Source organism: Vreelandella nanhaiensis (assembly GCF_003990185.1).
In the GTDB taxonomy this organism is placed as follows: Bacteria; Pseudomonadota; Gammaproteobacteria; order Pseudomonadales; family Halomonadaceae; genus Vreelandella; species Vreelandella nanhaiensis.
On record NZ_RZHF01000004.1, the window covers coordinates 460,999 to 484,515 of the forward strand.

At 56.6% G+C, this 23,517-nt stretch carries 39 protein-coding genes; 8 read left to right on the forward strand and 31 right to left on the reverse strand.

Annotated features, from left to right (window positions below; genetic code table 11):
• Positions 1-56: 56 nt before the first annotated feature.
• The 3 genes from ELY38_RS02450 to ELY38_RS02460 form a co-directional block, all read right to left on the reverse strand.
• Positions 57-512, reverse strand: coding sequence for a hypothetical protein (locus ELY38_RS02450; RefSeq protein ID WP_127059915.1), 456 nt, complete (start codon positions 510-512; stop codon positions 57-59).
• Complete coding sequence (locus tag ELY38_RS02455; RefSeq protein WP_127059916.1) at positions 513-1,403, reverse strand: exonuclease domain-containing protein; 891 nt, start codon at positions 1,401-1,403, stop codon at positions 513-515.
• 117 nt (positions 1,404-1,520) lie between these two features.
• Positions 1,521-2,540 (reverse strand): phage antirepressor N-terminal domain-containing protein, encoded by a 1,020-nt coding sequence (locus ELY38_RS02460; RefSeq protein WP_127059917.1) that lies wholly within the window; start codon positions 2,538-2,540, stop codon positions 1,521-1,523.
• Between the two features lie 409 nt (positions 2,541-2,949).
• On the opposite strand from ELY38_RS02460, the gene ELY38_RS02465 reads away from it, so the two are divergent.
• Positions 2,950-3,276, forward strand: coding sequence for a hypothetical protein (locus ELY38_RS02465; RefSeq protein WP_127059918.1), 327 nt, complete (start codon positions 2,950-2,952; stop codon positions 3,274-3,276).
• A 176-nt stretch (positions 3,277-3,452) separates the two neighbouring features.
• Here the strand turns inward: ELY38_RS02465 and ELY38_RS02470 are convergent, their stop codons facing one another.
• The 28 genes from ELY38_RS02470 to ELY38_RS02595 all read right to left on the reverse strand — a co-directional run bounded on the left by ELY38_RS02470 (position 3,453) and on the right by ELY38_RS02595 (position 20,277).
• Positions 3,453-3,842, reverse strand: coding sequence for a DUF1799 domain-containing protein (locus ELY38_RS02470; RefSeq protein WP_185858901.1), 390 nt, complete (start codon positions 3,840-3,842; stop codon positions 3,453-3,455).
• A gap of 116 nt (positions 3,843-3,958) precedes the next feature.
• Entirely contained in the window at positions 3,959-4,300 is a 342-nt protein-coding gene (locus ELY38_RS02475; RefSeq protein ID WP_127059920.1) for a hypothetical protein, read from the reverse strand.
• Between the two features lie 68 nt (positions 4,301-4,368).
• A complete protein-coding gene (locus tag ELY38_RS02480) occupies positions 4,369-5,331 on the reverse strand; it encodes a phage tail tube protein (protein WP_127059921.1) in 963 nt (320 codons plus the stop codon).
• A complete protein-coding gene (locus tag ELY38_RS02485; RefSeq protein WP_127059922.1) occupies positions 5,324-5,515 on the reverse strand; it encodes a hypothetical protein in 192 nt (63 codons plus the stop codon). The genes ELY38_RS02480 and ELY38_RS02485 overlap by 8 nt, the downstream gene beginning before the upstream one ends.
• A 61-nt stretch (positions 5,516-5,576) precedes the next feature.
• Complete coding sequence (locus ELY38_RS02490; RefSeq protein WP_127059923.1) at positions 5,577-6,218, reverse strand: phage tail terminator protein; 642 nt, start codon at positions 6,216-6,218, stop codon at positions 5,577-5,579.
• 83 nt (positions 6,219-6,301) lie between these two features.
• Positions 6,302-6,754 (reverse strand): HK97-gp10 family putative phage morphogenesis protein, encoded by a 453-nt coding sequence (locus tag ELY38_RS02495; protein WP_127059924.1) that lies wholly within the window; start codon positions 6,752-6,754, stop codon positions 6,302-6,304.
• The gene (locus ELY38_RS02500; protein ID WP_127059925.1) at positions 6,741-7,079 is read right to left on the reverse strand and encodes a phage head closure protein; all 339 of its coding nucleotides are present in this window, start codon (positions 7,077-7,079) and stop codon (positions 6,741-6,743) included. Before ELY38_RS02500 ends, ELY38_RS02495 begins: the two co-directional genes overlap by 14 nt.
• Positions 7,076-7,402: a head-tail connector protein gene (locus ELY38_RS02505; protein ID WP_127059926.1), complete on the reverse strand. Its 327-nt coding sequence runs from the start codon at positions 7,400-7,402 to the stop codon at positions 7,076-7,078. Before ELY38_RS02505 ends, ELY38_RS02500 begins: the two co-directional genes overlap by 4 nt.
• Before the next feature lie 21 nt (positions 7,403-7,423).
• Entirely contained in the window at positions 7,424-7,660 is a 237-nt protein-coding gene (locus ELY38_RS02510) for a hypothetical protein (protein ID WP_127059927.1), read from the reverse strand.
• 51 nt (positions 7,661-7,711) lie between these two features.
• The gene (locus tag ELY38_RS02515) at positions 7,712-8,974 is read right to left on the reverse strand and encodes a phage major capsid protein (protein ID WP_222845102.1); all 1,263 of its coding nucleotides are present in this window, start codon (positions 8,972-8,974) and stop codon (positions 7,712-7,714) included.
• Between the two features lie 12 nt (positions 8,975-8,986).
• Positions 8,987-9,685: an HK97 family phage prohead protease gene (locus tag ELY38_RS02520; protein WP_127059928.1), complete on the reverse strand. Its 699-nt coding sequence runs from the start codon at positions 9,683-9,685 to the stop codon at positions 8,987-8,989.
• Positions 9,675-10,949: a phage portal protein gene (locus ELY38_RS02525; RefSeq protein ID WP_127059929.1), complete on the reverse strand. Its 1,275-nt coding sequence runs from the start codon at positions 10,947-10,949 to the stop codon at positions 9,675-9,677. Before ELY38_RS02525 ends, ELY38_RS02520 begins: the two co-directional genes overlap by 11 nt.
• On the reverse strand, positions 10,949-12,664 hold the full coding sequence (locus ELY38_RS02530; protein WP_127059930.1) for a terminase large subunit: 1,716 nt from the start codon (positions 12,662-12,664) through the stop codon (positions 10,949-10,951). The genes ELY38_RS02525 and ELY38_RS02530 overlap by 1 nt, the downstream gene beginning before the upstream one ends.
• Positions 12,665-12,667: 3 nt before the next feature.
• Complete coding sequence (locus ELY38_RS02535) at positions 12,668-13,132, reverse strand: phage terminase small subunit P27 family (protein WP_127059931.1); 465 nt, start codon at positions 13,130-13,132, stop codon at positions 12,668-12,670.
• A gap of 102 nt (positions 13,133-13,234) precedes the next feature.
• On the reverse strand, positions 13,235-13,597 hold the full coding sequence (locus ELY38_RS02540; RefSeq protein WP_127059932.1) for an HNH endonuclease: 363 nt from the start codon (positions 13,595-13,597) through the stop codon (positions 13,235-13,237).
• On the reverse strand, positions 13,597-13,803 hold the full coding sequence (locus ELY38_RS02545; RefSeq protein WP_127059933.1) for a hypothetical protein: 207 nt from the start codon (positions 13,801-13,803) through the stop codon (positions 13,597-13,599). Before ELY38_RS02545 ends, ELY38_RS02540 begins: the two co-directional genes overlap by 1 nt.
• Positions 13,804-14,138: 335 nt before the next feature.
• On the reverse strand, positions 14,139-14,726 hold the full coding sequence (locus tag ELY38_RS02550; protein ID WP_127059934.1) for a 3TM-type holin: 588 nt from the start codon (positions 14,724-14,726) through the stop codon (positions 14,139-14,141).
• Complete coding sequence (locus ELY38_RS02555) at positions 14,723-15,010, reverse strand: hypothetical protein (RefSeq protein ID WP_127059935.1); 288 nt, start codon at positions 15,008-15,010, stop codon at positions 14,723-14,725. The genes ELY38_RS02550 and ELY38_RS02555 overlap by 4 nt, the downstream gene beginning before the upstream one ends.
• Before the next feature lie 17 nt (positions 15,011-15,027).
• Positions 15,028-15,579, reverse strand: coding sequence for a glycoside hydrolase family 24 protein (locus ELY38_RS02560; protein WP_127059936.1), 552 nt, complete (start codon positions 15,577-15,579; stop codon positions 15,028-15,030).
• Positions 15,580-15,809: 230 nt separating this feature from the next.
• On the reverse strand, positions 15,810-16,538 hold the full coding sequence (locus tag ELY38_RS02565) for a hypothetical protein (RefSeq protein WP_127059937.1): 729 nt from the start codon (positions 16,536-16,538) through the stop codon (positions 15,810-15,812).
• Between the two features lie 5 nt (positions 16,539-16,543).
• The gene (locus ELY38_RS02570; protein WP_127059938.1) at positions 16,544-17,059 is read right to left on the reverse strand and encodes a VRR-NUC domain-containing protein; all 516 of its coding nucleotides are present in this window, start codon (positions 17,057-17,059) and stop codon (positions 16,544-16,546) included.
• Positions 17,056-17,355 carry a hypothetical protein gene (locus tag ELY38_RS02575; protein WP_127059939.1) on the reverse strand — a complete coding sequence of 100 codons (300 nt, stop codon included), beginning with the start codon at positions 17,353-17,355 and terminating at the stop codon, positions 17,056-17,058. The genes ELY38_RS02570 and ELY38_RS02575 overlap by 4 nt, the downstream gene beginning before the upstream one ends.
• Positions 17,352-17,501 carry a hypothetical protein gene (locus ELY38_RS19000; RefSeq protein WP_185858902.1) on the reverse strand — a complete coding sequence of 50 codons (150 nt, stop codon included), beginning with the start codon at positions 17,499-17,501 and terminating at the stop codon, positions 17,352-17,354. The genes ELY38_RS02575 and ELY38_RS19000 overlap by 4 nt, the downstream gene beginning before the upstream one ends.
• On the reverse strand, positions 17,498-18,010 hold the full coding sequence (locus tag ELY38_RS02580) for a hypothetical protein (protein ID WP_127059940.1): 513 nt from the start codon (positions 18,008-18,010) through the stop codon (positions 17,498-17,500). Before ELY38_RS02580 ends, ELY38_RS19000 begins: the two co-directional genes overlap by 4 nt.
• Positions 17,997-18,329 carry a helix-turn-helix domain-containing protein gene (locus ELY38_RS02585; protein WP_127059941.1) on the reverse strand — a complete coding sequence of 111 codons (333 nt, stop codon included), beginning with the start codon at positions 18,327-18,329 and terminating at the stop codon, positions 17,997-17,999. Before ELY38_RS02585 ends, ELY38_RS02580 begins: the two co-directional genes overlap by 14 nt.
• A 2-nt stretch (positions 18,330-18,331) precedes the next feature.
• Positions 18,332-18,943, reverse strand: a complete 612-nt coding sequence (locus ELY38_RS19305; protein ID WP_340148030.1) for a replication protein P — start codon at positions 18,941-18,943, stop codon at positions 18,332-18,334.
• A 22-nt stretch (positions 18,944-18,965) separates the two neighbouring features.
• Positions 18,966-19,973 carry a DnaT-like ssDNA-binding domain-containing protein gene (locus ELY38_RS02590; RefSeq protein ID WP_127059942.1) on the reverse strand — a complete coding sequence of 336 codons (1,008 nt, stop codon included), beginning with the start codon at positions 19,971-19,973 and terminating at the stop codon, positions 18,966-18,968.
• Between the two features lie 10 nt (positions 19,974-19,983).
• Entirely contained in the window at positions 19,984-20,277 is a 294-nt protein-coding gene (locus tag ELY38_RS02595) for a helix-turn-helix domain-containing protein (RefSeq protein WP_127059943.1), read from the reverse strand.
• A 346-nt stretch (positions 20,278-20,623) separates the two neighbouring features.
• On the opposite strand from ELY38_RS02595, the gene ELY38_RS02600 reads away from it, so the two are divergent.
• The 7 genes from ELY38_RS02600 to ELY38_RS02630 all read left to right on the forward strand — a co-directional run bounded on the left by ELY38_RS02600 (position 20,624) and on the right by ELY38_RS02630 (position 23,512).
• Entirely contained in the window at positions 20,624-20,911 is a 288-nt protein-coding gene (locus ELY38_RS02600; RefSeq protein WP_127059944.1) for a hypothetical protein, read from the forward strand.
• A gap of 733 nt (positions 20,912-21,644) precedes the next feature.
• Positions 21,645-21,956, forward strand: a complete 312-nt coding sequence (locus ELY38_RS02605; RefSeq protein ID WP_127059945.1) for a helix-turn-helix domain-containing protein — start codon at positions 21,645-21,647, stop codon at positions 21,954-21,956.
• 3 nt (positions 21,957-21,959) lie between these two features.
• Positions 21,960-22,172 (forward strand): hypothetical protein, encoded by a 213-nt coding sequence (locus ELY38_RS02610; RefSeq protein WP_127059946.1) that lies wholly within the window; start codon positions 21,960-21,962, stop codon positions 22,170-22,172.
• 23 nt (positions 22,173-22,195) lie between these two features.
• Positions 22,196-22,513: a hypothetical protein gene (locus ELY38_RS02615; protein ID WP_127059947.1), complete on the forward strand. Its 318-nt coding sequence runs from the start codon at positions 22,196-22,198 to the stop codon at positions 22,511-22,513.
• The gene (locus ELY38_RS02620; protein WP_127059948.1) at positions 22,510-22,803 is read left to right on the forward strand and encodes a hypothetical protein; all 294 of its coding nucleotides are present in this window, start codon (positions 22,510-22,512) and stop codon (positions 22,801-22,803) included. Before ELY38_RS02615 ends, ELY38_RS02620 begins: the two co-directional genes overlap by 4 nt.
• Complete coding sequence (locus tag ELY38_RS02625; protein ID WP_127059949.1) at positions 22,800-23,123, forward strand: hypothetical protein; 324 nt, start codon at positions 22,800-22,802, stop codon at positions 23,121-23,123. The genes ELY38_RS02620 and ELY38_RS02625 overlap by 4 nt, the downstream gene beginning before the upstream one ends.
• A gap of 8 nt (positions 23,124-23,131) precedes the next feature.
• Entirely contained in the window at positions 23,132-23,512 is a 381-nt protein-coding gene (locus ELY38_RS02630; protein ID WP_127059950.1) for a hypothetical protein, read from the forward strand.
• Positions 23,513-23,517: the final 5 nt, after the last annotated feature.

The window sequence follows — 23,517 nt, forward strand, 5'->3', positions numbered from 1 at the left end:
CGCTATGGCGGGCTTCTTAGGATGTTAAATTCACATAGTCTTACGGGCAGCGACACTCAGTCGCTTTTTAACTCTTCAAGCTGTCTCAGCAAGGCTTCAGTCTCACGCCGATCGGCTTCCAATGCCTCTATAGCGACCTCGGCATCTTCGTTCAAGGGCACGCCATCAACATCGAAGGCCGAGAAGAAAATAACCTCTGGCACAACCTCATAATTTTTGATGCTTTGAATTTCACCAGGGGCATCAATTTCAAGCGCATACGTATCGCCAGGCTCCACCCCGCCAGGCACATGATAGCTTTGCTCCCAAGAATCTACCCATGGCACAGCTCGGCCTGGGGTAATAAATCGAGCCGCTATGTAGCCTCTCGCTACGGCTCTATCACCTGAATTTTCGATAATCACTTCAAAACCTAAAGCATCCGGCAATAGACTGGCATCAATTACTGCTACGTCTGCTTGTGCGGACATCGAAAGCAGGCAAGCTGAACACGCAATGAGCAATCTATTCATTTATGGACTTCCCGACAGCAAGGGTTTAAGCATTGATATGAAATCGCTTTCTCCAAGGATTCGAATAGTCTGGCCTTTTGAAATCAGCTCTTCCGCTTTCCGGTGCTTGCTACTTTTATCTGCCCCGACTAAGCGCTTTAAATCTTGATCACCTACCACCAGCATGGTTGTTTTTTTACTCACCCCGCCAAGAGGGACGCAGCCCAGTTTCGCAGCCGCTTCGCGAGCCTGCTCTCTTGTCATACTGAGCGCGCCGGTAAACACAATGCCTTCGCCGTGCAGGGCTCCTTCCGTGCTTACTTCATAAGTGGATACGTGCCGTTCATAGCCTTGACCTGGTCGAATAGGTGCGGTGACGCACTGAAGCCAATCCGATACACCGAGACCGCTTGCCTCTATCGCTAACAGGAATATCTCACCGGCGGCGATAGCATCCGCTTCTGCGTCGTGGTGTTTTAGCAAATCCACACCCAGACGCCGGGCCGTCTTGGCTAAGGCAACGCCCTCCGTTGCCGCCTCTTCTGGCCACGCCCTTCTAACTACCGGATGCAAGTTAAGCCACGCTGTTGTCGGGGGCTCTTGACCGTATCGACGGCAAGCTTGAGCTACCGCGGCTCTATCGAAATGGCCATACGAAGCGACAACGCTATCGCTGAATATACGGCTGATTACGGGTAGCACGGCTGCAAAGGTCGGCTGACCCTGCACTAGATCGGGCGTGATGCCATGTATGGCAATATTGAATTCATCGAACCCGTCTTCCGGATCGACAAGCAAGGAGTGCGTCTCCACGCGTCTCCCTTGCTCATATACCGCTAGGCCTACCTGACAGATAGAGCTCATATCAGGGTTCGCGGTTTCTACATCGATTACAACAAATCGCTCTGCCACAGCGCCCCTCCTGTTCTTATGATCTAGGGGGGTTGCGACAATATTCAGCCACGACCAATTCCCCGTTGAGTCACCCCAACAGGGAACGTATCGCACTTAGCTAAGTTTGACTAGGCGTTAGTCAATCAATCGACCTGACATTTTTTCTGTTCGGCCAATCTGACGGGCCAGCCTGCGCCAGTCAGGCCGTGAACCCAGCACGCCGCCGCCCAACTGTCGTTTAATCCAGGGCGTCCAGGGCTCACCGCCGTTCAGCACTTCCTTGATGAAGGCATCGCATAGTTCACGTAACGCCGTATTAAACGCCTGGGTCGCTTGGTACTGTTCTTCCAACATGCTCATGGCTTCGTCGAACTGCTCCGCCGGAAGATCGCTCACCTCACGCAAGTGGAAGTGCACCTTCAGCCGGTTGTTAACTGCCCGCACTGCTGACGGTTCACGCAGGTGGTGACTCATATGCGCGCGGTGGATCTGGCTCTTTAGCTTAACCTGCTGGCTGTGGCTCATTGGGGTTGAGGTGACGCGACCTAGCCATTCGCCCTCAATGATCCTGGCGCTTTCGCGTTCGATGCTGTCCTGAACAAATACCATGGCGCGGTCAACTTGTTCCGGCGAGGCGTCTTCAATATGCGCCACCCCTAAGTAGCCGTTAATGAGTTTCCACATTCCGGCGTAGTCAGCACTTTCACCCTGTGCGCTGCGCAGGTTGGCCAGGGTGCGTACGGCACGATTTAGAGGCTTACGATCCTCAATGCTGGTAAAGCGTGGATTCTCGGCAGCACCTTTTTGCCAGTAATCGCTCAGCACATCGAAGCACTCTTCTTGGTACTCCACCAGCTTTTCGCGAATCTCCGGTTTAACTCGGGTTGCATCTACTCCAAACAACCAGCCATTAAGCTTGTTCAGTGGAAGGGTTAGAAACTTCTGAATACCACCCTTTGAAGGCATGTCCATGATGGACACCCCTTTAGAAAGCACCGGGTGACGCTTGATACGTTTGTGCTGCGCCTCCCATTGAAGCCCAATGCCGTCACAAATTGGTTTCATAGCTACGCGCACAACTCCCTTCACATTAAAGGTAGGAATAGTTGTGCCGTGGAAATTGATAGAAATAGGTGATGCGGTAAGTGCTGTCATGATGAAGATTCCCCTTACTTAAGTTGAGAATCCGTCACCACTTCGACCAAAAAGATGGTGACGAACTGCGCAGGGTTGGTCGACCGGTGTAAGAGGAAACCGGCATACCCCGAAGGGTATCCCCACGCAGCCCGCCATAACAGGCATAAAAAAAGCGCTGTTAAGCGCTGTTGCTGCGCCTCTCACTGTCGGGCGACCAAACCCGAGCCACTGATTTTGCAGCGGCAAGGGAATGTTGGCCCAAGTAGGCGCAGGCGTCAAGCTGCCTGTTTATTATGTGGGCGTTGCGTGGTGCTTTAAATACTCAAAATTAGGTAATTAACCGAAAGTGTTCCCATTGCTGCTTGGCGTACTCGCCGCCACGGGCGATGGTGGTGTATGGGTTTACAGTGGTTGTAAGAGATCGTCCATGGTTTTGCGTTCATGCTGTGGATTTTCACAAATTGCGCGTCTCGCCAGTTGTTGTAAGCTCGGCTTTTACTCACAAGAACAGGTGGCAACTATGCAATATGACAGCAGGTTCATTTTTACAGGCGAAGCCGAGAAGTTCATGAGCGACAAAGAGGGAATCGTAGAGGCGCAATTCCCAGAAGGGCACACCCTCATGCCTAATGATACTGCTACGTTCAGGGTCGCCCCTGGAAACCATCCTGTGAAATTTGTATGTACAGAGCGCCACTACGATTTCTCTGAAGCTCGCAAATGCTCTCTACTGTTTTATTTTGATCTGGCGTAGCACTGTCTACCATATTTTCTTCCGCCCCCCAGCGGCGGGCATCACCCGCCACTGGATCATTAATACTAGGTGTACACGAAGAGGTGTGTTGTTGGGCTTCCAATAACTTGCGAATCTTACGCAATTCATTAAGTAGCTCTTGCATAATAATGCCTCTATTTTTTGAATGGGTTTCCCTAAGCCACAAAGCACTCATCGCCGTAGCCTCCCGCTAGCTCCATCACGTTCATCAGCTCTCTGACATTGATCAGGCTTTTCATTCCCTGCTGATAATCGAAGTCCACACGTTGCTGGATGGCATCGGTGACCTGTTTGGCATCTTCGGCTTCCTGCACGGCCGGGGTGTTTTGTTGGGCCATGGCACTGAGGGCGCCCGCTTCGATGTGCTGGACCTGCGCCAGTAACGCGTCTTGCTCATCAAAGCCCAGGCGGGCGTACTTGGGATGACCGTACAGAGCGGTGTAGTCGATGCCTTGGTGCTGAGCGCCCGCCATGCCAGCCACTACCCGCCACTGGGTGCGCATGGCTAGAAACAGCTCAAGCGCTGGCCAGTGCTCTTCCCACACCTCGTAGTGCGTAGGCGCTTCAGTAATGGTGGCATCTTTTAGCCCCCAGCGGTCAGCGTCTTTCTTACGCTGGTCTTTGGGGGCTGGGCCTTGCGCCCACCACTGGCCAGCGCCTCTTAGTTTTTTGCAGCGGCCTGGTTGCGACCTTCTTGAGCGGCGAACCAGCTGAGGATCAGCGGGCGGCGGATGTAGGTAATATCCATCAAAGCATCCAGCAGCTCTTTATCGAATACCAGGTCATTGCCGCTTTCATCTTTCAGGCCCGCGACATTCTTCAGATCGCCGAGAAGATCTTCATCCGTTTTCTCGCGTTTTTGCTGCGCATCCACGATGGCACGATACGATGCCCAATTATGCAACACCCAGGTGGCCTGAATGGTTGATGGCTTTTCATCACCAGGCACTTGAACGGGCACATCAATGGTGGTGGTAGCGATTTTTTTCAGTACTAGGGTCATGGTGTCGTCCTGATCGTCAAAGAAGCAAAAACGCTGCCAGTTGGCAGCGCTGTTAGTGGATTTAGGGATTAGCGGAAAACGTAGCGGTAGTCACCGTCGCCCTCGGGGGCGGAGAGTAGCCGGGTATCCATCGTGCAATGGGTGATGCCTTGGACTTCCGTTTCCTGATAATTCGAAAGCTGAACGCGGTTTGCTTCAAAATCAACGATGTTCCCAGGCACCGTGTTATGAGAGAACGTGACCGCATCTACCACCGTGCCGTTATGCGATTCGATCTTCTCGAAGATGTTGAAGTCTTCCAGGCGCGGCTTTTGGATGTTGACCTGGCCAGTGGCCTGGCGATCGGTAAGGTGCACCCCTTCGTAACCAACTAAGTTGCGGTGCTCTACCTGCCCTGCCATATCAAACGACCATGATTGCATCGGCGCCTGATAGCCAAAGAGCGTAAACGAGCTGTTCTGCTTGTTTACCGGCACCTCACCGGCCTGGGGTGCGCGGACACCGCCCGCTGGCGGGGCTTCTTTCCGTGGGCGCTGGTACAGGCCGGTTAAGCTAAATTCAAAGTACGGCATGCCTTTGGCATCGGTGGTACGTGTCACGGTACCGCGCACGCCGGGCAACACCTGCAGCTCGTCATTATCGGACCACCACATCAGAGAGACTGAGTGGAAATTGCGCGATACCGGGGAATAGGCGACATACTCACTTCCCACGGTTGTATCGACCTCCTCGCTATGGCCAGCGCACAGCATCAGCGGCCAGAAGGACGGCGGTACGCCGGGGGTGCCAGAACCCGAGTAGGGTACACGGATCGTGCGGGTGGAATACGGGGCGACGTTGACTTGCTCATTGGCCCCAAACCCCGGCTTCACGCGCTCACGCTCGGCGGTATCGCCCTGGTAAACGCCTGGAGCTTCTTTGGTCATCACGTCAAAAAAGACGGCGCCGCTTAGGTCACTGGGCGTGACGCCATACTCATCCTCGATCACCGCGGCGACGGTGAGAATTCGCCAGAGTAATGGTTCATTCATTGACCTTTACCTCTTGCTTGGCCACCGGCGTGGTGGGCTTGGGCGCTGCCGTGTCGGTTTTAACCGGGGCCGCAGCAAATTGTGATTGGACCGCCTTGGCGGGCTGTACGGGGGAAGGCTTGGTGCGATGCACTAGCTCACGCTTGCCGTCACGGATCTCGTAACGGCCTCCTGCGTTTGGCATGGGGGTTCCTCCAGGCAAAAAGAAACCCGCACGTGGCGGGCTTCAGGGTTAGCGGTTGGGGTCAGCTGCGGATCAGGCGTTCGTAGCTGTAGAGCTCACGCCAGAACACCAGGCCGCCCGACACGGCGACGCTTTGCCCGCCGCCGTATTCGAGGGGTGCAACAGCGTCTTGAGGGCTTTCAATGCCGAGCAGCGCGCTTGAGATAACGCGGCGCTGGGCATCTATCTGCGATTGCTCAGCGACCAGCACCACGGCGACTTGCTCGGTAACGGTTTGGCGGACGCTCATAGTGCCGAGACCATTGGGCGTGGCGACGGCGTGAACCGGGTGCACGAACGCGGCGGGCAGCGCAGGCGATGCCATCGCCAAGCTGGTGGCCTGGAGTTCGAAGTGGGCACGGTATTGGCGCTGGTCGTATTCGTAATCCGTGGCGGCGTCAGTAATTTCCCAGCTTTCGGTACCGGTTTGCGCGGCCACGCGCTCAATCAGCTGCGTGGTCATGCCGCGCAAGGGGTCAAACGTCGGGGCGCGCAAGCTGAGTACGTAAGTATCCACGCGGCCCAGGCGGTAACCATCTACCTCGATTCCGCTCTGCCCGGCCAGGCTGTATACGCCGTTGGTGGCGGCGGCATCGGCGGGAAGGTTGAGCGGGTAGACGGCATCGCCTACCACCGGCCCGACGATCTGCACCAGGGCGGGCACGGTATCGGTGCGCGAGGGGTCGGCCTCACTGCTTTGCGCAGCGGTGATGCCGACGCCAGTTAGCGCGGCAATGATGTCGGTGATCATGCAATGTTTCCTTTGCTGCGCTGGCGATCAAGGTAGCGGCTGAGCCCTTGGTAAAACCTGCCCGCGGCCCCGCCTTCATTCTTCTGCAGTGCGGGTAGCAGGAACGGGTTAGGCGTCATGTGCTCTGTGCCTTGTTCGTGCCATAGCCCTTTGCGGCCCTGCCAACGCCCGTTAATGCGGCGGTTGGCCCCTACCAGAATGCCCACTTCGCCCTGAGCCAACCCCAGCCGTGAGCGCTGGCGTTTGTTGATGTTCCGGTGCCCAATGGCTTGGGCGAGATCGCCGGTATCAGCCGGGGCCATAGCCTTGGCGTCTCGCTTGACCGGGGCCGCAAGCGATACCAAGCCTGCACGGATAGCGCGCTCTCGGATGTTCTCTTCAAGGGCGCGTAGCTCCTGCTGAACGTCATCCAGGCGCTGGCCTTGAACCTGCCAGTTAAACCCACTCATGGCACATCAACTCCAGTTCAGTACGCTTTCCGCCGACGTCGATTGCGCGGCCTTCCAGCCGATACACCACCTGGCCAAACCGGACGCGCAGCGTTTTGCCGGTCGCGGCGGCGATGTCGGGGCGGTAACGCATGCGAATGCGCGCGGTCGTTTCGGCGTTGGCCTCTTGCGCGGCAAACAAGGTGCGCCCGCGCAGCTGCTCAACCTCGGCCCAGCGCTTGCGAGGCTCTGGTACCCATTCATCAACCGCCGCGCCGGAGTCGCTGCGGTTGCCCTCTTTCAGCCATTCGAGTGTGACGCGGTGGCGGAGTTTTCCGGCCCTCATACGCCTAGTCTCCGGTAGGGCCACAAGATAGCCTCAACCGCGAGAGGCAGCGTTGCAGTGCTAACACCAACTAACACCGCCTCACGGTTGACGTACCAATGGCCAATCATCAACAGCATGGCGGTAGTGATGTCGTCGTCAAGCACCAGCGGTTTTTCTGCCTCGCTGATCAAGGCTGCCTCTGGAGTCTCGAATAGCGGCCGGTCGGTGTAATTTTCAACGTACCGGCGTGCGGCGTTCGAGTAGGTTTCCAGCAGGCCGTCTTCGTCGGAGTCGTCCGGCTCGATGCGGCACTGCTGTTTGATGATTTCAAGGTCGAGCATGGTGGGCACCGAGCGCGGGGGTTATTTTTTGGCCGGGGCTTTGGCTGACTTGCTAGCGGTATCTGCCTTGGCCTTGGTGTCTTCCGCTGCCTTGGTCTCAGGCTCAGCGGGCTTGACCTCATACTGAGAAGCCAGGCCCAAGCGCACCAAGTCTTTAGCACGTCCGGTCTCTACATCGGTTAGCTTCTGGCCTGCCTTTACCAAGCCTTCCTGCTTCGTACCGTTAAAGGTTTTGAGTGCTGTTAAATCCATCGTCATTCAGGGCGCAATTACGCGCCCTGCTCCATGGTTAATGGGTGGATGCGACGCTTAGGCGCCAGCGGTCGGGTCGGTGGTGTCAGGGAAAGCGCCGACAACAAACGACTCGGGGCGATATACCGCCATGGCCAGGCGCTCTTCGGCACGCACGGTCACCATGTTGTTGATGAAGTTGTCGCGGTCTTCGGTAGACACTTCAACGGTGGTGTTTTCGCGGTCGAAGATCTGCGCGGCCATGTTGAACGCGCCCACCATCATCTGCCCTTCGGGCATGGCGGTAGTTTCGACGACCGGCAGGCCCCACAAACGCGGCTGTGCGCCAGTGGTCGGGTTAGCGAACACATAGGCGTTATCGTCTGTTTTGGTCAGCTCGATGCGCTCCCAGTCAGTCGGGTGCAGAACGATGCCGCTTGCGCGGTACTCAGCTAGACGTACCTGCAGGATGGCGTGACGGATCGCATCGACCCGCGTATCGCCTGCCATGTTCAGGGCTGTGTTGTAGGCCGTTGCCTGCGGAATCAAGCCGAGAATGTTCTGGCCCGTTCCATCGCCCAACAGAAGCTGCTCTTCCTCGACGTAGGTCAGGCCGTAGCGCAGGCGGCCATCGATGTAGCTGGCCAGCTGCGGAGCATCATCCAGAATCTGCTTGGTGGCAGGGATCCAGTGAGCAATGGTGCGCACGTTTGATGTAGCCAGCTCAAAGGACAGGCTTGACTCGGCTTTACGCTGCCCCTCGACTTGCGGTGCGGCGTTGTTAACAAAACCGGTTTCCTTCACATACTCAATGGCGTTGGAAAGCGTACGGCCTGGCATGATGAGATCGCGCACTGTGGCCACGCGGTCGGGCTGGGCGATGATGCCCGGCAGGCGCTCGGTCACCACCAGGTTGCCGGCAGAATCATCAGCGCTGGTAATGGCCTTTACCTCGATGCGCCCGGTACGGCCCAGGCGGCCATCGGCCATGGACTTGAAGGATTCTGTATCGACAACCGACTGCCCCCAGGACTTGGCCTGGGCTTGGGATTTGCCGCGGCGAGCACCCTTTTGCTCCAGTGCTGTCAGGCGCTCCTGCATCTCGGTTCCGGACTTAGCTAGTAGCTCCAGGGCGCCCTTGGTGTCGTCGGCAATCTTGCCGGTTTCCTTGATTTCCTTCTGTGCATTTTCGCAAAAGGTTTTGATCTCAAGATCGCGCTTGGTTAGCGCATCCATGAGGCCCTTCATTTCCAGGTTGTCCTGGTTATGGTCGTCATTGCTGCCGCCACCATTTTTACGGCTCATGGTGCGTACAGGCGGGAACTTATGGTGCATACCCATGTGCTTAATTCCTTAAAATTTTGGGAGTGAGAAGCCTGCCAGCACATCCTGCAGCGCCTTGAGGTCTTCGGGATTGGATTGCTTCGCCTCGCCCGCGGACTCACTCCGGAGCAGATGGGACAGGCCACGGTTGGCGATCACCGCAGACTGCGATTTCGAGAAGCCGGCCTCACGCAGGAACCGCTCGAAATCTGGAAGTGTTGGCAAGTCGCCGTGAGCGATCGCAAACTTGACCGCCTCAACACGCGCTTCGTCATTAGCTGGAAACGTCACCAGTGATATTTCCATGAGGTCCAGCTCTTTGAGGCGGCGGACGCGCTCTACCTCGTCGTAGCTGTCGTCGATAACGTAATAGCCAATCGATAAGCCGGAGACCGCTTCCGCCTGCATTAAGGCGTGTGCCTCTGCTGCCTGGCGTACTGAGTCCTTAAGCAACCGTCCTTCGACGTAGAGGCCGTGCTCGTCTTCCTCCAGCTTGGTATAAATGCCTATCGGCTCGCCCTGGCGGTGCTGCCAAAGCACCGGCACCTTACGGCCAGAGGCGTTAATGCGTTCCAAGGTTTTGGAGAATGCGCCCGGCATGACGACTTCGCCGTAGCTGTCGGCATTGCCAAACACACTGCCGTAGCCACTAAAAAAGCCGTCATCATTGACGGCTTTAATGTTGAGCTCGAAGTCTCGTACCTTTAGCGATGCTTTTTTACGTTTCACGCGGCTGCTCCTCTTCTTTAAGCCACGCGCGAAACGCGGCCTTAGCCTGCTGGTCGTCGGTGTTTTGGCCCAGCGCGTCCAGACTGATCATGTTGGATTGCACCGTCAGAACATCGCCGCCAGGCATTGGGGGCAGGTTCTCTCTGGCCCTGATCTCGTTACGGGTATTGATGCCGTTTTGCGACATCTGGCTGTAGAGAGCGGCGCGCCCTGCGCTATCTGCCCTCAGAAGGCCTTCAAGGTTGAACTCGGCAAAGTAGCGCTTACGCTCAGCGGGCGTGAGCAGTTGGCGTTTAACGGCCTGCTCGATGCGCGTTAGGTAAGGGCGCAGCGAGTAGGTAAGAAAGGCTATGTTCTGCTGTTCTAGGCCTGTGCCCCAGGTGGTGCTTTTTTCGGTGTGTCCAATCATCCAGGGCGGCACCCTGAACCAGCGGCATATCTCTTCAATATTGAATGCCCGGGTCTGTAGCATCTGGGCGTCTTCGGGCTTCATTGTCAGCGGCTGGTAGGTGAAGCCGCCTTCTAACAGCAGAGTCTTGCCTGCGTTATTCGAACCGGTGAAGTCTTTCAGGCTCGCCCGAAATGTATCGCGCTGCTCTTTCGTTAGGACCTTGTCAGCCTGCACAAAGCCCGAGCTTTGCATTCCGTTAGCGAACATCTTGCCGGCGGTTTCTTCGGTGGCGATCGCCACACTAATGGAGTTACGCGCCACCCCAATGACCGAAAGCCCTACCCGGCCATTCACGCCGAAACCCTTGACGTGAAAAACCTCATCCTCGCCCAGCGTTTCGGCCCCGTCGGGCCCGTTGTAAACGAACTGCAGGTTGCCATCCTCGTCGTAGTCCGGGTCGTTCATGAACTCGGGCCAGAGCGGTTCCAGCGAAACGACGTGGCCAGCGCCGTTACGGGTTATGCGGGAATAGTGGTTACCCCACATTGCTACGTGGCAGACGACCAGCTCCCAGTATTCGACCGCGGTTAGGTCGGCGTGGGGCTGGTCATGCAGTAGGGTATAAAGCGAATGATCAGAGACCGCTCGTTTACCACCCTTTGCATCTCGTTCATAAAGCCCCAGCGGGAGAGTTGATACAGTTTCAGACAGCAGGCGAACGCAGGACCATACAGCCGATAGCTGCAGCATGGTTTGTGCCGTAACGCTTTTGCCTGCGATTGAGCTGCCGCCATAGTAGGACTGCCAAAATCCGCCGTCGGTCAGGCGTAGCGTTTTGCCAATCCACTGACGCGTGGCTGTTAGGAGTCCCATTAAACGGTCACCATGTTGTTAATGAAGTCGTCGAGATCCTCGACAGATGTTTGTGCTGCGTTCATTGCACGGCCTATTGCCATGATTAAAGCCACGGCGCCGTCGATCTTGTTGTGTGAGCCCTGCTTAATCGGGCGCACCACGTCATCATTACCGGGCAGGTACTTGCCTACTACGTTGCCCACGCACCAGGTCATGATCGGGTGGCCGTCGTGGTGGAAGCGGCCGGTTAATATCGCGGCTTCCAGTTCCTTCATCGGGTCCGACATGTGGGTGTAGCTTTGCTGGAGGGTGACCGGGTTCATGCCCGCGTCGTCCAGTTGGTGCGATAGGTTCGCCGCGCCGTGTGGGTCGATGCCTGACTCTTGCGCCGGGGCTTCTTCGTGGGCTTCGGTCGCCTGGGCAAGCACTTCGCGGTAGTCAATCTCCGCACCTTCGGTGCTCTCAAGCTGCTGTGCTTCGACCCATCCTTGGTACCGGTCAGCCGTGCGGCGGTCATCGTTGCTGAATACCGTGTCTTCCGGCACCCAGAACGTCGGGGCGATGCAGTAGTAGTGCGTCTTGCCGTCGATCTGTTTAACGAACACGCGGACCATGCCGGTTAAATCCAACTTACGGGCAAGGTCGAAACCGTAGTAGCAGTCGATGCCGCGGAACTGCTCAATCGTTAGCGTCCGGTCTTCGCACTTGCGCCAGGCCTCCATGTTGAAGAAGCCTTCTTTCGAAGAGACCCAAACGTTCAGGTGCTTTGTCTTGATGCGGTTGGCTGTGCGTGCCCGGGCCACGGCGGTTGCGATCTGGCTCTTGAGCCAGTCCAGCCCCACCGACACGTTGGCGTTGGGGTTGGCCTTGATCAGCGCCTCTTCGCTGGTCCAGTCGTCGTCTGCATCGATGGTGTAAATCAGAGCGAACAGCTCGTCGTCCAGCTGCGTGCCGTCGAGCATTTCGATGCAGCGCTCGCGATGCGCGTAACACGGCCCCGCTATATCAAAGCCCGCTGTTGTGATCGCGAGTATCAGCGGCTGAAGGCGCGCACCCATGCCCGAGATCATCGTGTCGTACAGGTTTGAATCTGGGTGTTCGTGGTACTCGTCGATGATGGCCATCGAAGGACTGGAGCCGTCGCCAGGGTCTCCGATAACCGGTTCGAACTTGCTGCCGTCGGCACGCTCCAGCTTCTTTGCCCAGACCACAACACCGAAGCGCTTACGCAGAGCGGGCAGCTTCTTCGCCATGGCCAGCGCGGGTTTGAATACTTCCCATGCCTGCTTTTCGCTTGTCGCGCCGCAGTACACTTCCGCGCCGTATTCTTTATCGGCACAGAAGGCGTATAGGCCTGACGCGGCGGCGATGATCGATTTGCCGTTCTTACGCGGCACCTCGATGTAGGCCTCGCGGAACCGGCGCGTTCCATCCTTCTTTCGCACCCATCCGAAAATCATCGAGAACAGAAACAGCTGCCAGGGCTCAAGCACCAGGCGTTGCTTTGAGCGCGCCCAACGGTCCTTGGTGTGCGGCATCTTCTGAATGAAGCGGCACACGCGCTCTGCTAAATCACGGTCAAACTTATAGGGGTAGCTCTTGGCCTTGCTGGCCTTAACATCGTTGAGGTGCCGGGCGCAGGCTTGCTTAACGTATATGCATGCGGGGATCCGGCCGCCTACAACGTCTCTCGCGTACTTCTGCGCCGCGTTGACGTTGGGGTATGCGGCCATGTTTTAAAACTCGCTAAAGTCGTCGTCCTCGTTGCCGTCGTCGTCGCTATTACTCGCGCCGAGCATGCGCAGCCTCGTTAATGGGTCTAGCCCAAGCAGCGATCCCAGGCGCGATAGCTGCGCAATGGCATCGTTACGCGCCGCCACGTAGGGGCTTTTCTTGATGCTGCCGTCTGAGGTAGCCACGACCATGCCACCGTCGTCCGCGGCCCAGTCGGTTATTTTCAGGTCGGCGGTAATCATGTAAGAGAAGCTGTTGCAGTAGGCCAGCAGCAGCGGCGCGTCTTCAGGCTCGAAAGTGCCGCGCTCGATCAGGATCTTGCTTTGGCTTTTCCAAAGCCGGACGGCGTTCTCGTCAATCAGCTCGGGCGGCGGCGCAATCCGCGAAATCGAGCTTTGGTGTTTCATGTCCGTCTTGCGTTTTCGCCCACCGCCAGACGCCCGAACCGGGGCATTGCTATTGGCCATACCGGCTCCAGAAAATTTTCCTTATTTCTCACGCGTAAAAAAAAGCCTGAGGGTGCGGTGTCCGCGTTCGAGGGCTGTAGAGATTTACCCCGCCCCCCTGTGTCAGCCGCCGCGCTGGCGCGCCCGCAACGCTTCGGCCTGCGTCTTCGCCGTGTGACACGGCCCACACAGTGACTCAAGGTTAGCGCTCGCTGTCGCGCCTCCCTCGGCTTCTGGGACGATGTGATCGACCGACTCAAACGGCGTGGCTTTACCCTGTCGCTTGCACTCTTGGCACAGGTAACGGTCACGTTCTGCCACGGCATCACGAATGCGGCGCCATGCTCGGCCACCACGGCCACGACCAGCGCGACCTCTTGTCCATGCCTTAGCCTGGTCTGCGTGTTCGTCGCAATAGCCGTGAGAGTGGCGCGTTGTCTTACGGCATAGCTCGTCGCGGCAGGGTGTGGGCGTGCGGGCTGGCATTAGTCTTCATCCGGGTCGAGGTACCGCGAGGACGCGCCGTCAATGTCGGCATCCAGGTCTTCGGCTTCTTGCGATAGCAGATAGTCGATCACTTGTTGATTGCTATCAGCCAGCCGGGTGATTGCTTCGGTCTGAGCTTGTAGGGCGGCGACTAATAAACAGGATTCTGATTGCCCGGGCATAAGCTCTTTTTTTTCCCCATTCATCCGGCCTATCCTCTTTCATTGACACGCATTTCAATTAGCACGAATATCACTAAGCAACCTTAACTCTAACTTTCAATACCAAGAGAGCTTGAAACATGGCGGATAGAACTGATTTCTCAAATATTTTAAGCAATTACTATCAATCGGCCGGTACAGAACCAAGCCCCCAATCAGAACAAATTAAAAGAAGGAAAGCTGTAACAGCCGCTCTATCAATTATTGAAGCTCATGCCCTAGGCGGAGGCGGGCACCACCCTGATCTTTACAGGAACGCACTCGGTCCGCTAGCTGACGCAATACAAAGAGCGCTAGAAAACGGTAACACTGGTTAAGATTTATCGAATTTTCTTTTTTGTCAGTATCTGCTCTATCCAAGAAGCAGGCGCTTGCCCCATCATCGCCTGCTTATCATCACTTCGCTTCTTGATGTTTATGCCCTGAACAGCCCCCTGGGCAACTACCGACCAGATCAGCACATCCACTACAACAGGCAGTTGGGTGGGATCGAGAACCACGACGGCCAGCAGACCGAAGTTCACGGCGGCCAGGCTAGCGCTAAGCATCCAGCCGTTGAACGGTCGCCAACCTGCGCGCCACCACCCTTCTGCAGCTAACTCAGATCGGATCGTCTGATTCACTTCTGATAGTCGCTTGGTTTCTTCCTGAGCCTGAACAGCCTCAGCCTGCAAACGCATGCCTATCAATTCACGCTCATGTTCATTATTGAGGCGGATAAGGGACTCACGTTTGACAGGATCGTCCAAAGCCGCCACCAGGGCAGCTGGAGTATTTCTGATACCTAACGCGCTGGTAACCATAGCAGCAGCGCCTGCTGTAATACCGCCCACTCCCGGACCTCCAAGTGCTGTGGCCACTGCTGGCGCGTACTTGGCGACCTCTTCAACTGTATCGCGCCAGTTCATCGCACACTCTCCAGTGCCGACACTCGGGTATCAAGGTTATCGATGCGGCTTTCAATCTCGTTAAGCTCGCGCTGAGCGTCTACTTTCCTGTAGTACGTATCGTTCCAGCTCCTCAGCTCTTCACGCATCTGGTGCAGCGTCAAACCCTGCGTTGCCAGACGCTCTTCAAGCACGGCCGACTGACGCCCTATCTGAACAAGCTCCGTGCCTGCCCATAGGATCAAGGCCACTAACAGCACTTGAATGCCGGTCTGCATATGCCGCTCAAACACTGATGGTTTCACGTCCATTTCCTCGGGCATTACCTCGCCCTCCGGTTAAGCTGGGCCCGCTCATACCACGTCTTGTCGGCATCACACAGTTGCCCGCGGGCATGCTGGAACTCATGAAGCAGTCGCTCTAATGAATGCTCATGCTGCCCATAACCCGCGCCCGGCAGTGACGCCCAGATATTACGGCAACGGTCGATCGCTTCAGCGATGCGGCCTTCCTGAATCAGGGGCAGCGCCCTTTGCTCGCGTATCTGCTGAATAGCGCAGCGGTCCTGGCTCAATGGGCCAAAGTCGGGCAGGCCCAACTGATCACGGTAATGCGGCCAGTAGCGGCTTAGCTGTTGATAGCGACCAGCAGCGGTTGAGCTCAAGCCCTTACGGATCTTCACCAGCTGCTGCGGGTGGTCGTCGTAATCGTCCATGAGAATGAGCTTGCTGGGGATAGACCCCACAATGATGCGGTAGCCGTTATCGGTACGCGGATCATCGAGCATGGCTTTGCCCAGCTCAGCAAACGCCAGCATGTCGAGAAACGCGCACACGTTGACGCCGCCTGCTTGGGCGGGAGTGATAACAGGCATAGGCAGTCACTTGGTATAAAAGGCCCCGCACGACTGGGGCAAGGCGCCAGATGGCGCGCGACAGGAACAGCGGAAAGCAAAAAGCCCCGCCGGGGTGACCGGCGAGGCTTTATAGTATGTGGCGGCTAGCTGCATTAAGTGCCAGCCTATATAAACACTACATCAGCAGTTCCCAAGATGCAACACTTAAAAACAGATACAGTTACTTAGCGATACAGATACAGTGGTTATTATCCGATTTTAGCGAGCATTATCATTTGCGCCCTGGCCTCAAGCGCAGCCCTTTTTATAGCTTGGCCCTTGTTGAATAGCGGCACCTGATGCTTCGTTTCTACCATCCGCGCATATCCATCTACTGACTGCTCCCAATGTCCCGCCAGCAAATTCCGCTCCTCGGCGCTCCTGGGTATATGGCATGCCTTACGGTTACCTAGTATGGCCCGCGCTTCAGTCTCAAAGCATACGAGCGTGGCGCCAGCGCCAATACCCGGTGAAAACCCCAAACGCTGCGCATAAGGTCCCAGGTCTGCAGCAATCTGATCGTAACTCTTACCCCAAGGCCCGGTCACCCGCCGGTCTGTTTTTGCCGCCTGGATAAGCGCTGCTAATAGAGCACGAGGTCGAAGCTTGGCATATTCTAAAAACTGTCGGGCTTCCTCATGGGCGGCGTGCACACGAATGCCCCGATCATAGGCAATTGCCAGTGGGTCAGCCGCGGCCGTTCCTCCACCAGGGTGCTCGCCAAGTTTCGCGGTTGAGCTGAATGGCTGAAAACCTAAATTCTCATGAGCAAACCACGTACGGCGTTCCACCTCCATATCCAATACTCGGCTTACAAATATCCGCGTCGCCTCCGGATCGTGGCCTGCATGCGACTCTCTAGCGAACTCGCGTAAACGGCCAATCGGCATCTGCTCATACATTTCCCGCATCGTGCTCCCTTCTTTACTCAATGCCATGCCCATTAGCTCTTCCTCCACTCGGTGCCACCAATATTTGCTTTCGTGTAATGGCTATATGAAGGGCCTAAACACGCATAGTTATCCAGCAGCCGCTTAGCTTCCTCAAGCCCTACTGCCAGCACAGCGCAATAACCGCGCTCTTCTGCCCGCGCCAGCCATTCACGCTGGCTCTCTGCCAGTGCTGCCGTATGCGGTGGCGAGGCCTTGAACTCCATGTACAGGCCATGCCACCCGCCGCGGGCATCCATCACCACCAGATCGCTCACACCTGATTTAACTCCCTGGCGCTTCATTGCGGCCCCAGTGCTCTTGCTGCGCTGACCACCGTTAGGCACGTGGTAGGTCACGTCGTACAAATCACCTACAGGCTCGCCGCGCATCTTCTCACCCAAGAGCCAGCGAATTAAAACGGCCTGCTCGCTACCTTCCCAATCAGTCGGGCGCTTTCGCGGGGATCCATCGTTGTTGGTATTGAGTACGCGGCGCTGCTTGCAGGGTGGTTTACGTGCTGTAGTCATACATCACCCCGCTGGCGCTGCTTGCGCTCCCATTTGCTGTAATCCGCCATAATCCGGTCGAGCATGACGCGTGCGGCGTCGTTGTGATCAATCTCGGCGCGACTCTCAACACTGCACGCCTTACGCAGCCAATCGGCGCAATCTTCGGGCGTGTGGGTGCCATCAGGCATCTGGTCTACGGGCACCTGGTGTACACGGCGTCGGCGTTGGTCCAGGTAAAGGCCAAAGCGCGGATTCTGGCAAAGCATGGCGGCACGGCGGGAGTGCTGGCCGCCCTTCTGTGTAGTGTCTGTCATGCCCGCGCCCTCCCGCGTTGCATCCGACGCATGCAGTGCTTGCATGCTGGCAAGGGTTCACGGGTACCGGGGTCGCGAAACTCGCTGGGCGGCTTGCGGTACTGACACTCGGGGCACTTGGGCTGAATGTAGGCTTTGTGCTTCATGCCTCACCTCCGACCGCCACCAGTTGCTTACCGGTTTCAATCAGCCACGCAAGATCACGCCACGCGTCAGCATCACCGGCAGCGTGGGCCTTCTCAGCCTGCGCCAGCAGTGCGGCATTCATGGCGGCGCAACGGTCGAGCAGTTCTGTACTTATCCGATCACGGCCAGATAAGAATAGGGTTAGCTCCTCTGCCTGGCGCTTGCCTTCCTCTGCCTGAAAAGCTTTTACTTCCTGCTCTTTGGCGGCGGGCAATCCTTTTACACCGCCCGCCCTGCGCAGCACAGCCTCGCCCCTAGTGGTGGGCGTCCAGCCTCGGCTATGGTCTGCTGATCCAGTGACTGACAGCAGGCCCTCGCTCTTTAGAACATGCAGCGTTCCGACAGTCGCACTAATGGAGTACGGTTTCGCCAAGGCAGCGATGGTATTGGTCGCAACGCCACCCCGGTATTTCTTATTTTCACTGCAAACCAACTGCAGCACCAGGTGCTCAAGGCTACTTAGCGGCATCGTTCGCGCCCTCCTGATAAATCAAATACGCTGCGGCTTGGCCTTTTTCGGTCAGCTGCAGTATCTGGCGGGCCGGTTTGTCCTGAGTCGTGCCCATGACGGTAATCAGATCTGCGTCAAGTAGCTCACGGGCGCGGCCGCAAATGCTCGACAGCGGTATGCCTGTGCGTTCTGCTGCCTGGTTGCGCGTCATCGGTCCAGCGCTGAACGCTTCAAGCACATGCTGCTGACTTGCACATAGACGCCCGCTGCGGCGGTAATCGTGAAACGCTTCTGCTGAGACTTCGCGGCCCGTGGGCTGCATCACTGCTGTATTCATGATTAAGCTCCTCCCAGGCCTGCACGCATAAGGCGCAGGGCTTGGCTTGGGTTCATACGGTCAGGCATACCCGACGCTGCGGCGCGTTGCTGGGCAGCTTCACGGCTGGCGCGCTCTGCCAGTTCTGCACGGTTCAGTTGGCTGTCGTGCCCGATCAGCGTGCGGGTCTGCAGCTGCTCGCCGTTCATCACGCGGTTAACCAGGGCGGCGTACTCTTTCCGGAAACGGCTTTCCATGCGGCTAGCGCGTGTTTCACCGCCACCGTGGGTCAGTTCCCACCAGCCCACGGCTTGGCCTGCCATGCGTACTGCTTCATGGCTCCAGGTGTGGCGCTGGGGCTGGTGGGCGTTAGCGGTAACCTCGCGCCAAGCTTCTGCCTCTCCCGGCAAGCCCATGTCTTCCGGCTTGGGCTGGCACATAGCGGCGAACGCTATCGGCATCGGAGGCCAAACCTCATCATTCGAGCGGGCCGCGTCTTGGATCTGCTGGCGCATACGGCGCAGGCCGATCGCTAACTGGCCGGGCGTGACGTGCTGCAGCTCTGCCCACCAAGCGCCGGTCTCATCAAACGCGCCCCACTGGCTGGAAAACTTGTTGCCGAACAGTTCGCCCATCACGTTGAACAATTCGTCCACGTCACCAGCCGTTAGCGCTGGACCATTCGCCGTCGATTGTTTGCCCTGCTCCTGCTGATGCGCGGCCTTCGGCGGCTGCTCGCGCTTCCTGAGCTGTGAGACGGCGAGTGGGAGTACGGTCGCGGCGGTTTGCATGGGCGTTGCCTCCGGTGGTGGCGGTTTTCGTAGCGGTCTGTTGTTGGCGCTTGGCGTTCTCGTAGATCCAGCGCACAAGGCGGCGGGTCCAGTCTGCGTGGGTGTTCGTGCGGCCCGGCTGGGCGGCGAAGTGCTCACGGAAGTCGATCAGGGCGTCATGCACGTTGGCATCGGCTGACAGGCCGCGCTGCAGGCAGGCCATGCGGTAGGTTTCCGGCTCGGGCTCCCAATCCAGGTGCATGGCGGTTTTGCGGGGTGCGGCTTGATCGTCAGCGGCGGGTTCGCCGTCGTCGGCCTGTTGGGCGGCACGTTCGAAGATCGTCGGCTGAGTCTCGCGCGCATCAGAGAGAGAGGGGGTTACTCTCTGTTGTAGTCTCTGTAAGAAAACTCCGTTTGGGCAGTTCTGTGCACTCCCATCGGGGGAAACTTGATTCTCCGGTTGGGCGTTTTCAGATTCTCCGGTTGGGAGAGTCTGAGCAGCGGCGGGCGTTTCAGGCGGTTTTTCGGTTACTTCATCACTCAGCGCCAGCGCTAATTGAGCGGCTAACGCCTCAGAATTGACCCGGTACCACGTCTTGGCAGGAACGCCCTTCCGTACTTCCTCGAGCACGCCAATTTGGGTCAACTGCTTACGGGCAGTGACCTGCTGCTTGGCGCTCATACCGGTTTCGGCTTCCCAGCTATCGTGTTCGCCCTGTTGCTCTTTCCAGAACCAACCTTCACGCTTGGATGCTGTGGGCGTATTGGTCAGGAAAAGCGCTTGGCTCAGGAAGATGGCGCCCTGCACTGTGACGCCCGGCAAGCGAGTGAAAACAGCTTGATAGGCAACAGGGCGACCAAGTAGTGCGGGAAGCATGGCGGCGGTTATGGTCATGGCCTTCACCTCAGAGCCGACGCCCAAGACGACGGATAACGGCAGCAGATAGCTTGCCCTCACGTTGCATCTTGGCTAATTGGTCGGAATAGCTTGTGCCTCCCTTGGGCTTTAGGTCGGAGTCAGGGACACGTCCACGGCGTGACCAGTCGTAAACAGTCGTAACGGCTACATCCAATGCATCAGCAACCACAGAGAATCCTCCGCAGTCACTAATCACATCACGTAGAGTTACTGGCCGAAGAGGTACTTGCTCATGGCTTGAATGGGTAGCTGGCTGAGTAGCTTTGCTAATAGACGACATTGCGGCTGCCTCGCATTTGGTTAATACGTAAATGCTACGTATATAACCGTACAAAGGCAAGAAATTACATATATTGCACCAATTACAATTATGCTAATTGACGCTAAACTACGCGTATTCCTGTAGTTTTCAGGCTAGTTAGCGCCGCACTGGAGTTCCGAAATTCATGACCGACAAGCAACCCCCTGGGCCAAGCCGGGAATTAGTTTGGGAGCGAGTCATGCAAGCCGCCCAAGATTTTCACAAACACCCAAAGGAACGTGGTGTCTCGAAGCTAATAGCTATCGACGCGAATAAGTCCATTCAATACGTTTCAGATTGGAAGGCTGGAAGATCCCCTATTCCCATGGCCACTCTTACTACACTAGCCACGGTGTATGGCGTCAGCGCGGGATACTTGGCAGGCTTTACCGACGATCCGGTACCGAAAGTTTCGCGAGATGATGCGAGGCTTAGCGCCAGAATGGCTGAACTTGTTGAGCGGGCAATTGAGAAATCTAGCGAGCCTGTGGACACCATGCTAGCTACCCGCTTATGTCAGCAAGCTATACAGATGCTATTGAGTGGCGAAAAAGACACCACGATACTTGGTACTCTAATCAACGTGGCAGAAGGCCGTACCGACGACGGCTAAACATTATTGCAATATTGCATCACTCTTTGCGCAGCAGCCCTGAACACCACCGCCACCCAGGCGGTTTTTTTATACCTAGCCCTAACAAGCTATGCATGCAGGCAGCCTTATTCCACGCCCTGCAGCAGCCCGCCCACCCTTGCTATAACACGGATTTCCCGATATGCAAGGCGATAATTTCATCTTTTTTTACCTCCTTTGGCCTTGCGTATCGCGCGATCCATGGAGAATGGAATAAGGACAAATTAGAGACACAAGGCGAAATGATGAGACAAACAACGGGAGCGCTTGACGCCTGTTCTGCCCACAACAAACAAAGCGGACAATATATAATGCTAATGCCCCTGAGGGGTGGCCAAACCATAACTTTCACTATACTGTATATCTATACAGGCTATGGCCATGGGGCAAAAACAAATGCATGACAGCAAGCGCCAGCAGCGCGCTCAAAACGAACAAGCTAATAAACCAAAAAACGATTCCCTTAAATTAGCTAACGCTGCGATCACGCACCCTAGACCTCAAAAAAACGAGATAAGTGACGCCGTACGAAGAGTTATAGCGAGCCACGCTGACGGCGTAGATTACACGCTCTCACCATAGCTGTTACCAGCACTTAAAAGAGAATACCGGCCATGTGCCGGTATTTTTTGTTCTGAATATACGTATTTAACTTGACCTATTACGTGCTTTTACGTAGTTTTATATGAAACACGTACTTTAGGTTACAGCCATGTCCCTCACCAAACGCCAAAACCAGATTGTTTGCCTCCTCGCTGAGGGCCATACCGCTGAGCAATGCGCGGCACTGATGAATCGATCGGTCGGCACCGTGCGCCGCCACATCATCTTGGCTTGCGAGCGAGTCAAGGCCCGCAACACCACTCACCTTGTCGCGCTGGCCATCAGCCGAGAATGGGTTCGTTTAACGCTGGGGCTAGTGCTCTCCATCTGCATCGCGTTTGGCAACGGTGACGATCAGCAGCGCAACACGGCTCGCCTACGCATACAGCGCCCAAACACACAACTACGTCGGGAGGTGTGAACCATGGCTATCAACACTATCGAGCAGGCACTTGCCGCAATGGCGGACGAACTTAAAAGCGCCCGCATGACTGCCCTTGCCCATCAGGCAGTTGCCAAAGGCGGCGATCTGCAAGTGATGCTCGTCGTTAGAACGGCAAAGCAAGGCGCCGTCGTTTCCATGGAGGCTCGTGATTGTGTTGTTGAGAGCTTCGGTTCGTTCATCCGGCTGAAATAAGCCAGTACTTGGAGCGTTTAAGCATGAGCCTACAAGCACCCAAAACCATTACCGAAGTGTTCCAGGCGAACAATATCAACAGCGCGTTTGCCTGCACGCTTCTGCATTGCCAAGAGCTGGCGCTGGCCGTGAACCTGCAGCGCAAATACGCGGTGATGCTGGAAACCACCCAGCACGGCATCTTTTGCGAATCGTGGGAAGCCCAGCACAACGCCCAGCACGTTAGCCACACGCAACATGATTGCTTTTACTCACACCATGAGACGGCTATTACGGCTATCTGCGACATCAATGAACACCTCACCACGCTGCTACACGAAAGCGCAGGCGGTGCGGCATGACTCACGTTATCAGCCTCTGCTTTGCCATCGCCGCCTGGCAGCGCCACGCCATGCAAGACGGCTACACGCTGCAAAGCACCGTTATCCATGCGCAACAGGTGCCAAACGGCTACCTACCCGCGTTCACCGGTGCCGACGGTACGAGAATCATCGTTCGCCTGAACCATCCGCTACCTACCGAGCAAGCTGCACGCAATTGCCTGCGCGATGTGCTGTGGGCAGCTCACAGCGAGCAGCGTATCTGCCTGCTGCCCCACCCGCTAACGCCAGTACAGGAACAAGCCGCATGAGTATTCAACTATCAAAAACTCTCTGGGCTGGCGCCCTTCTCGGTGCCGTGCTGGTCATGAGTCACTTATCAAAAGGCGAAGCGCAGGATCAGCAGCAGTGGCTAACCGCGTACTGCACAGAAGCGGCCGTGTGGGCGGCCGAAGAAGCCCGGGGCGTACCGCTTAATCAGCGCACCGGCCAGCCTGATTATCGCGGTATCGCCGCCGAGCAATGCCCCGGCATGCGCCCTGCCGGCCCCGCGATCGATGACGACTACCGAGCGCCAGCACGACTGGCAATACCGGATGCCGCGCCCATTCAACAGCTTGTTCAGTTTTGAGGTGAGTGATGATCACGCCCGTTTCATTAGTCGATTACAAAAACACAGTGCTTGAGTTGATCGAAGAGCTGGATGCTGATTGTGAAGAATGCGACGGCACCGGCGTTTGCCCTTGCTGCGAACGCGAATGCCAAGAGTGCGACGGCTTCGGCACAAAGGGTAAAGAGCTTAGCGATTGCGACATTCACGCCATGTATTTCCAAGCCGTGATGCTCAGCCTCAAAAAGCTATGTGCTTACTCCAGCCGCCACGACTTCCTTACTGAGGCGGGCGACTTCATCAAAACAAATGGCAGGCCGGATATGCGTAGCGCATGGCTAAAACATTACCAGTTTGGAGCCGCGCCATTTATCGACATATCCCAACCCAACATCAACACCGTGCATTAAGGATG

Bases quoted from the DNA above. Each gene is read 5' to 3' on its own strand.
- ELY38_RS02625 (WP_127059949.1), top strand. From the start codon at position 22,800: ATGAGTATTCAACTATCAAAAACTCTCTGGGCTGGCGCCCTTCTCGGT.
- ELY38_RS02450 (WP_127059915.1), bottom strand. From the start codon at position 512: ATGAATAGATTGCTCATTGCGTGTTCAGCTTGCCTGCTTTCGATGTCC.
- ELY38_RS02600 (WP_127059944.1), top strand. From the start codon at position 20,624: ATGGCCACTCTTACTACACTAGCCACGGTGTATGGCGTCAGCGCGGGA.
- ELY38_RS02500 (WP_127059925.1), bottom strand. From the start codon at position 7,079: ATGAGGGCCGGAAAACTCCGCCACCGCGTCACACTCGAATGGCTGAAA.
- ELY38_RS02615 (WP_127059947.1), top strand. From the start codon at position 22,196: ATGAGCCTACAAGCACCCAAAACCATTACCGAAGTGTTCCAGGCGAAC.
- ELY38_RS02585 (WP_127059941.1), bottom strand. From the start codon at position 18,329: ATGAATACAGCAGTGATGCAGCCCACGGGCCGCGAAGTCTCAGCAGAA.
- ELY38_RS02605 (WP_127059945.1), top strand. From the start codon at position 21,645: ATGTCCCTCACCAAACGCCAAAACCAGATTGTTTGCCTCCTCGCTGAG.
- ELY38_RS02510 (WP_127059927.1), bottom strand. From the start codon at position 7,660: ATGACGATGGATTTAACAGCACTCAAAACCTTTAACGGTACGAAGCAG.
- ELY38_RS02505 (WP_127059926.1), bottom strand. From the start codon at position 7,402: ATGCTCGACCTTGAAATCATCAAACAGCAGTGCCGCATCGAGCCGGAC.
- ELY38_RS02575 (WP_127059939.1), bottom strand. From the start codon at position 17,355: ATGACAGACACTACACAGAAGGGCGGCCAGCACTCCCGCCGTGCCGCC.
- ELY38_RS02465 (WP_127059918.1), top strand. From the start codon at position 2,950: ATGGTTTTGCGTTCATGCTGTGGATTTTCACAAATTGCGCGTCTCGCC.
- ELY38_RS02530 (WP_127059930.1), bottom strand. From the start codon at position 12,664: ATGGCCGCATACCCCAACGTCAACGCGGCGCAGAAGTACGCGAGAGAC.
- ELY38_RS19000 (WP_185858902.1), bottom strand. From the start codon at position 17,501: ATGAAGCACAAAGCCTACATTCAGCCCAAGTGCCCCGAGTGTCAGTAC.
- ELY38_RS02535 (WP_127059931.1), bottom strand. From the start codon at position 13,132: ATGGCCAATAGCAATGCCCCGGTTCGGGCGTCTGGCGGTGGGCGAAAA.
- ELY38_RS02460 (WP_127059917.1), bottom strand. From the start codon at position 2,540: ATGACAGCACTTACCGCATCACCTATTTCTATCAATTTCCACGGCACA.
- ELY38_RS02565 (WP_127059937.1), bottom strand. From the start codon at position 16,538: ATGGCATTGAGTAAAGAAGGGAGCACGATGCGGGAAATGTATGAGCAG.
- ELY38_RS02595 (WP_127059943.1), bottom strand. From the start codon at position 20,277: ATGTCGTCTATTAGCAAAGCTACTCAGCCAGCTACCCATTCAAGCCAT.
- ELY38_RS02525 (WP_127059929.1), bottom strand. From the start codon at position 10,949: ATGGGACTCCTAACAGCCACGCGTCAGTGGATTGGCAAAACGCTACGC.
- ELY38_RS02610 (WP_127059946.1), top strand. From the start codon at position 21,960: ATGGCTATCAACACTATCGAGCAGGCACTTGCCGCAATGGCGGACGAA.
- ELY38_RS02620 (WP_127059948.1), top strand. From the start codon at position 22,510: ATGACTCACGTTATCAGCCTCTGCTTTGCCATCGCCGCCTGGCAGCGC.
- ELY38_RS02560 (WP_127059936.1), bottom strand. From the start codon at position 15,579: ATGCCTGTTATCACTCCCGCCCAAGCAGGCGGCGTCAACGTGTGCGCG.
- ELY38_RS02515 (WP_222845102.1), bottom strand. From the start codon at position 8,974: ATGGGTATGCACCATAAGTTCCCGCCTGTACGCACCATGAGCCGTAAA.
- ELY38_RS19305 (WP_340148030.1), bottom strand. From the start codon at position 18,943: ATGGGCGAACTGTTCGGCAACAAGTTTTCCAGCCAGTGGGGCGCGTTT.
- ELY38_RS02485 (WP_127059922.1), bottom strand. From the start codon at position 5,515: ATGCCAAACGCAGGAGGCCGTTACGAGATCCGTGACGGCAAGCGTGAG.
- ELY38_RS02590 (WP_127059942.1), bottom strand. From the start codon at position 19,973: ATGACCATAACCGCCGCCATGCTTCCCGCACTACTTGGTCGCCCTGTT.
- ELY38_RS02480 (WP_127059921.1), bottom strand. From the start codon at position 5,331: ATGAATGAACCATTACTCTGGCGAATTCTCACCGTCGCCGCGGTGATC.
- ELY38_RS02550 (WP_127059934.1), bottom strand. From the start codon at position 14,726: ATGAACTGGCGCGATACAGTTGAAGAGGTCGCCAAGTACGCGCCAGCA.
- ELY38_RS02545 (WP_127059933.1), bottom strand. From the start codon at position 13,803: ATGAATGGGGAAAAAAAAGAGCTTATGCCCGGGCAATCAGAATCCTGT.
- ELY38_RS02630 (WP_127059950.1), top strand. From the start codon at position 23,132: ATGATCACGCCCGTTTCATTAGTCGATTACAAAAACACAGTGCTTGAG.
- ELY38_RS02570 (WP_127059938.1), bottom strand. From the start codon at position 17,059: ATGACTACAGCACGTAAACCACCCTGCAAGCAGCGCCGCGTACTCAAT.
- ELY38_RS02540 (WP_127059932.1), bottom strand. From the start codon at position 13,597: ATGCCAGCCCGCACGCCCACACCCTGCCGCGACGAGCTATGCCGTAAG.
- ELY38_RS02475 (WP_127059920.1), bottom strand. From the start codon at position 4,300: ATGACCCTAGTACTGAAAAAAATCGCTACCACCACCATTGATGTGCCC.
- ELY38_RS02495 (WP_127059924.1), bottom strand. From the start codon at position 6,754: ATGAGTGGGTTTAACTGGCAGGTTCAAGGCCAGCGCCTGGATGACGTT.
- ELY38_RS02580 (WP_127059940.1), bottom strand. From the start codon at position 18,010: ATGCCGCTAAGTAGCCTTGAGCACCTGGTGCTGCAGTTGGTTTGCAGT.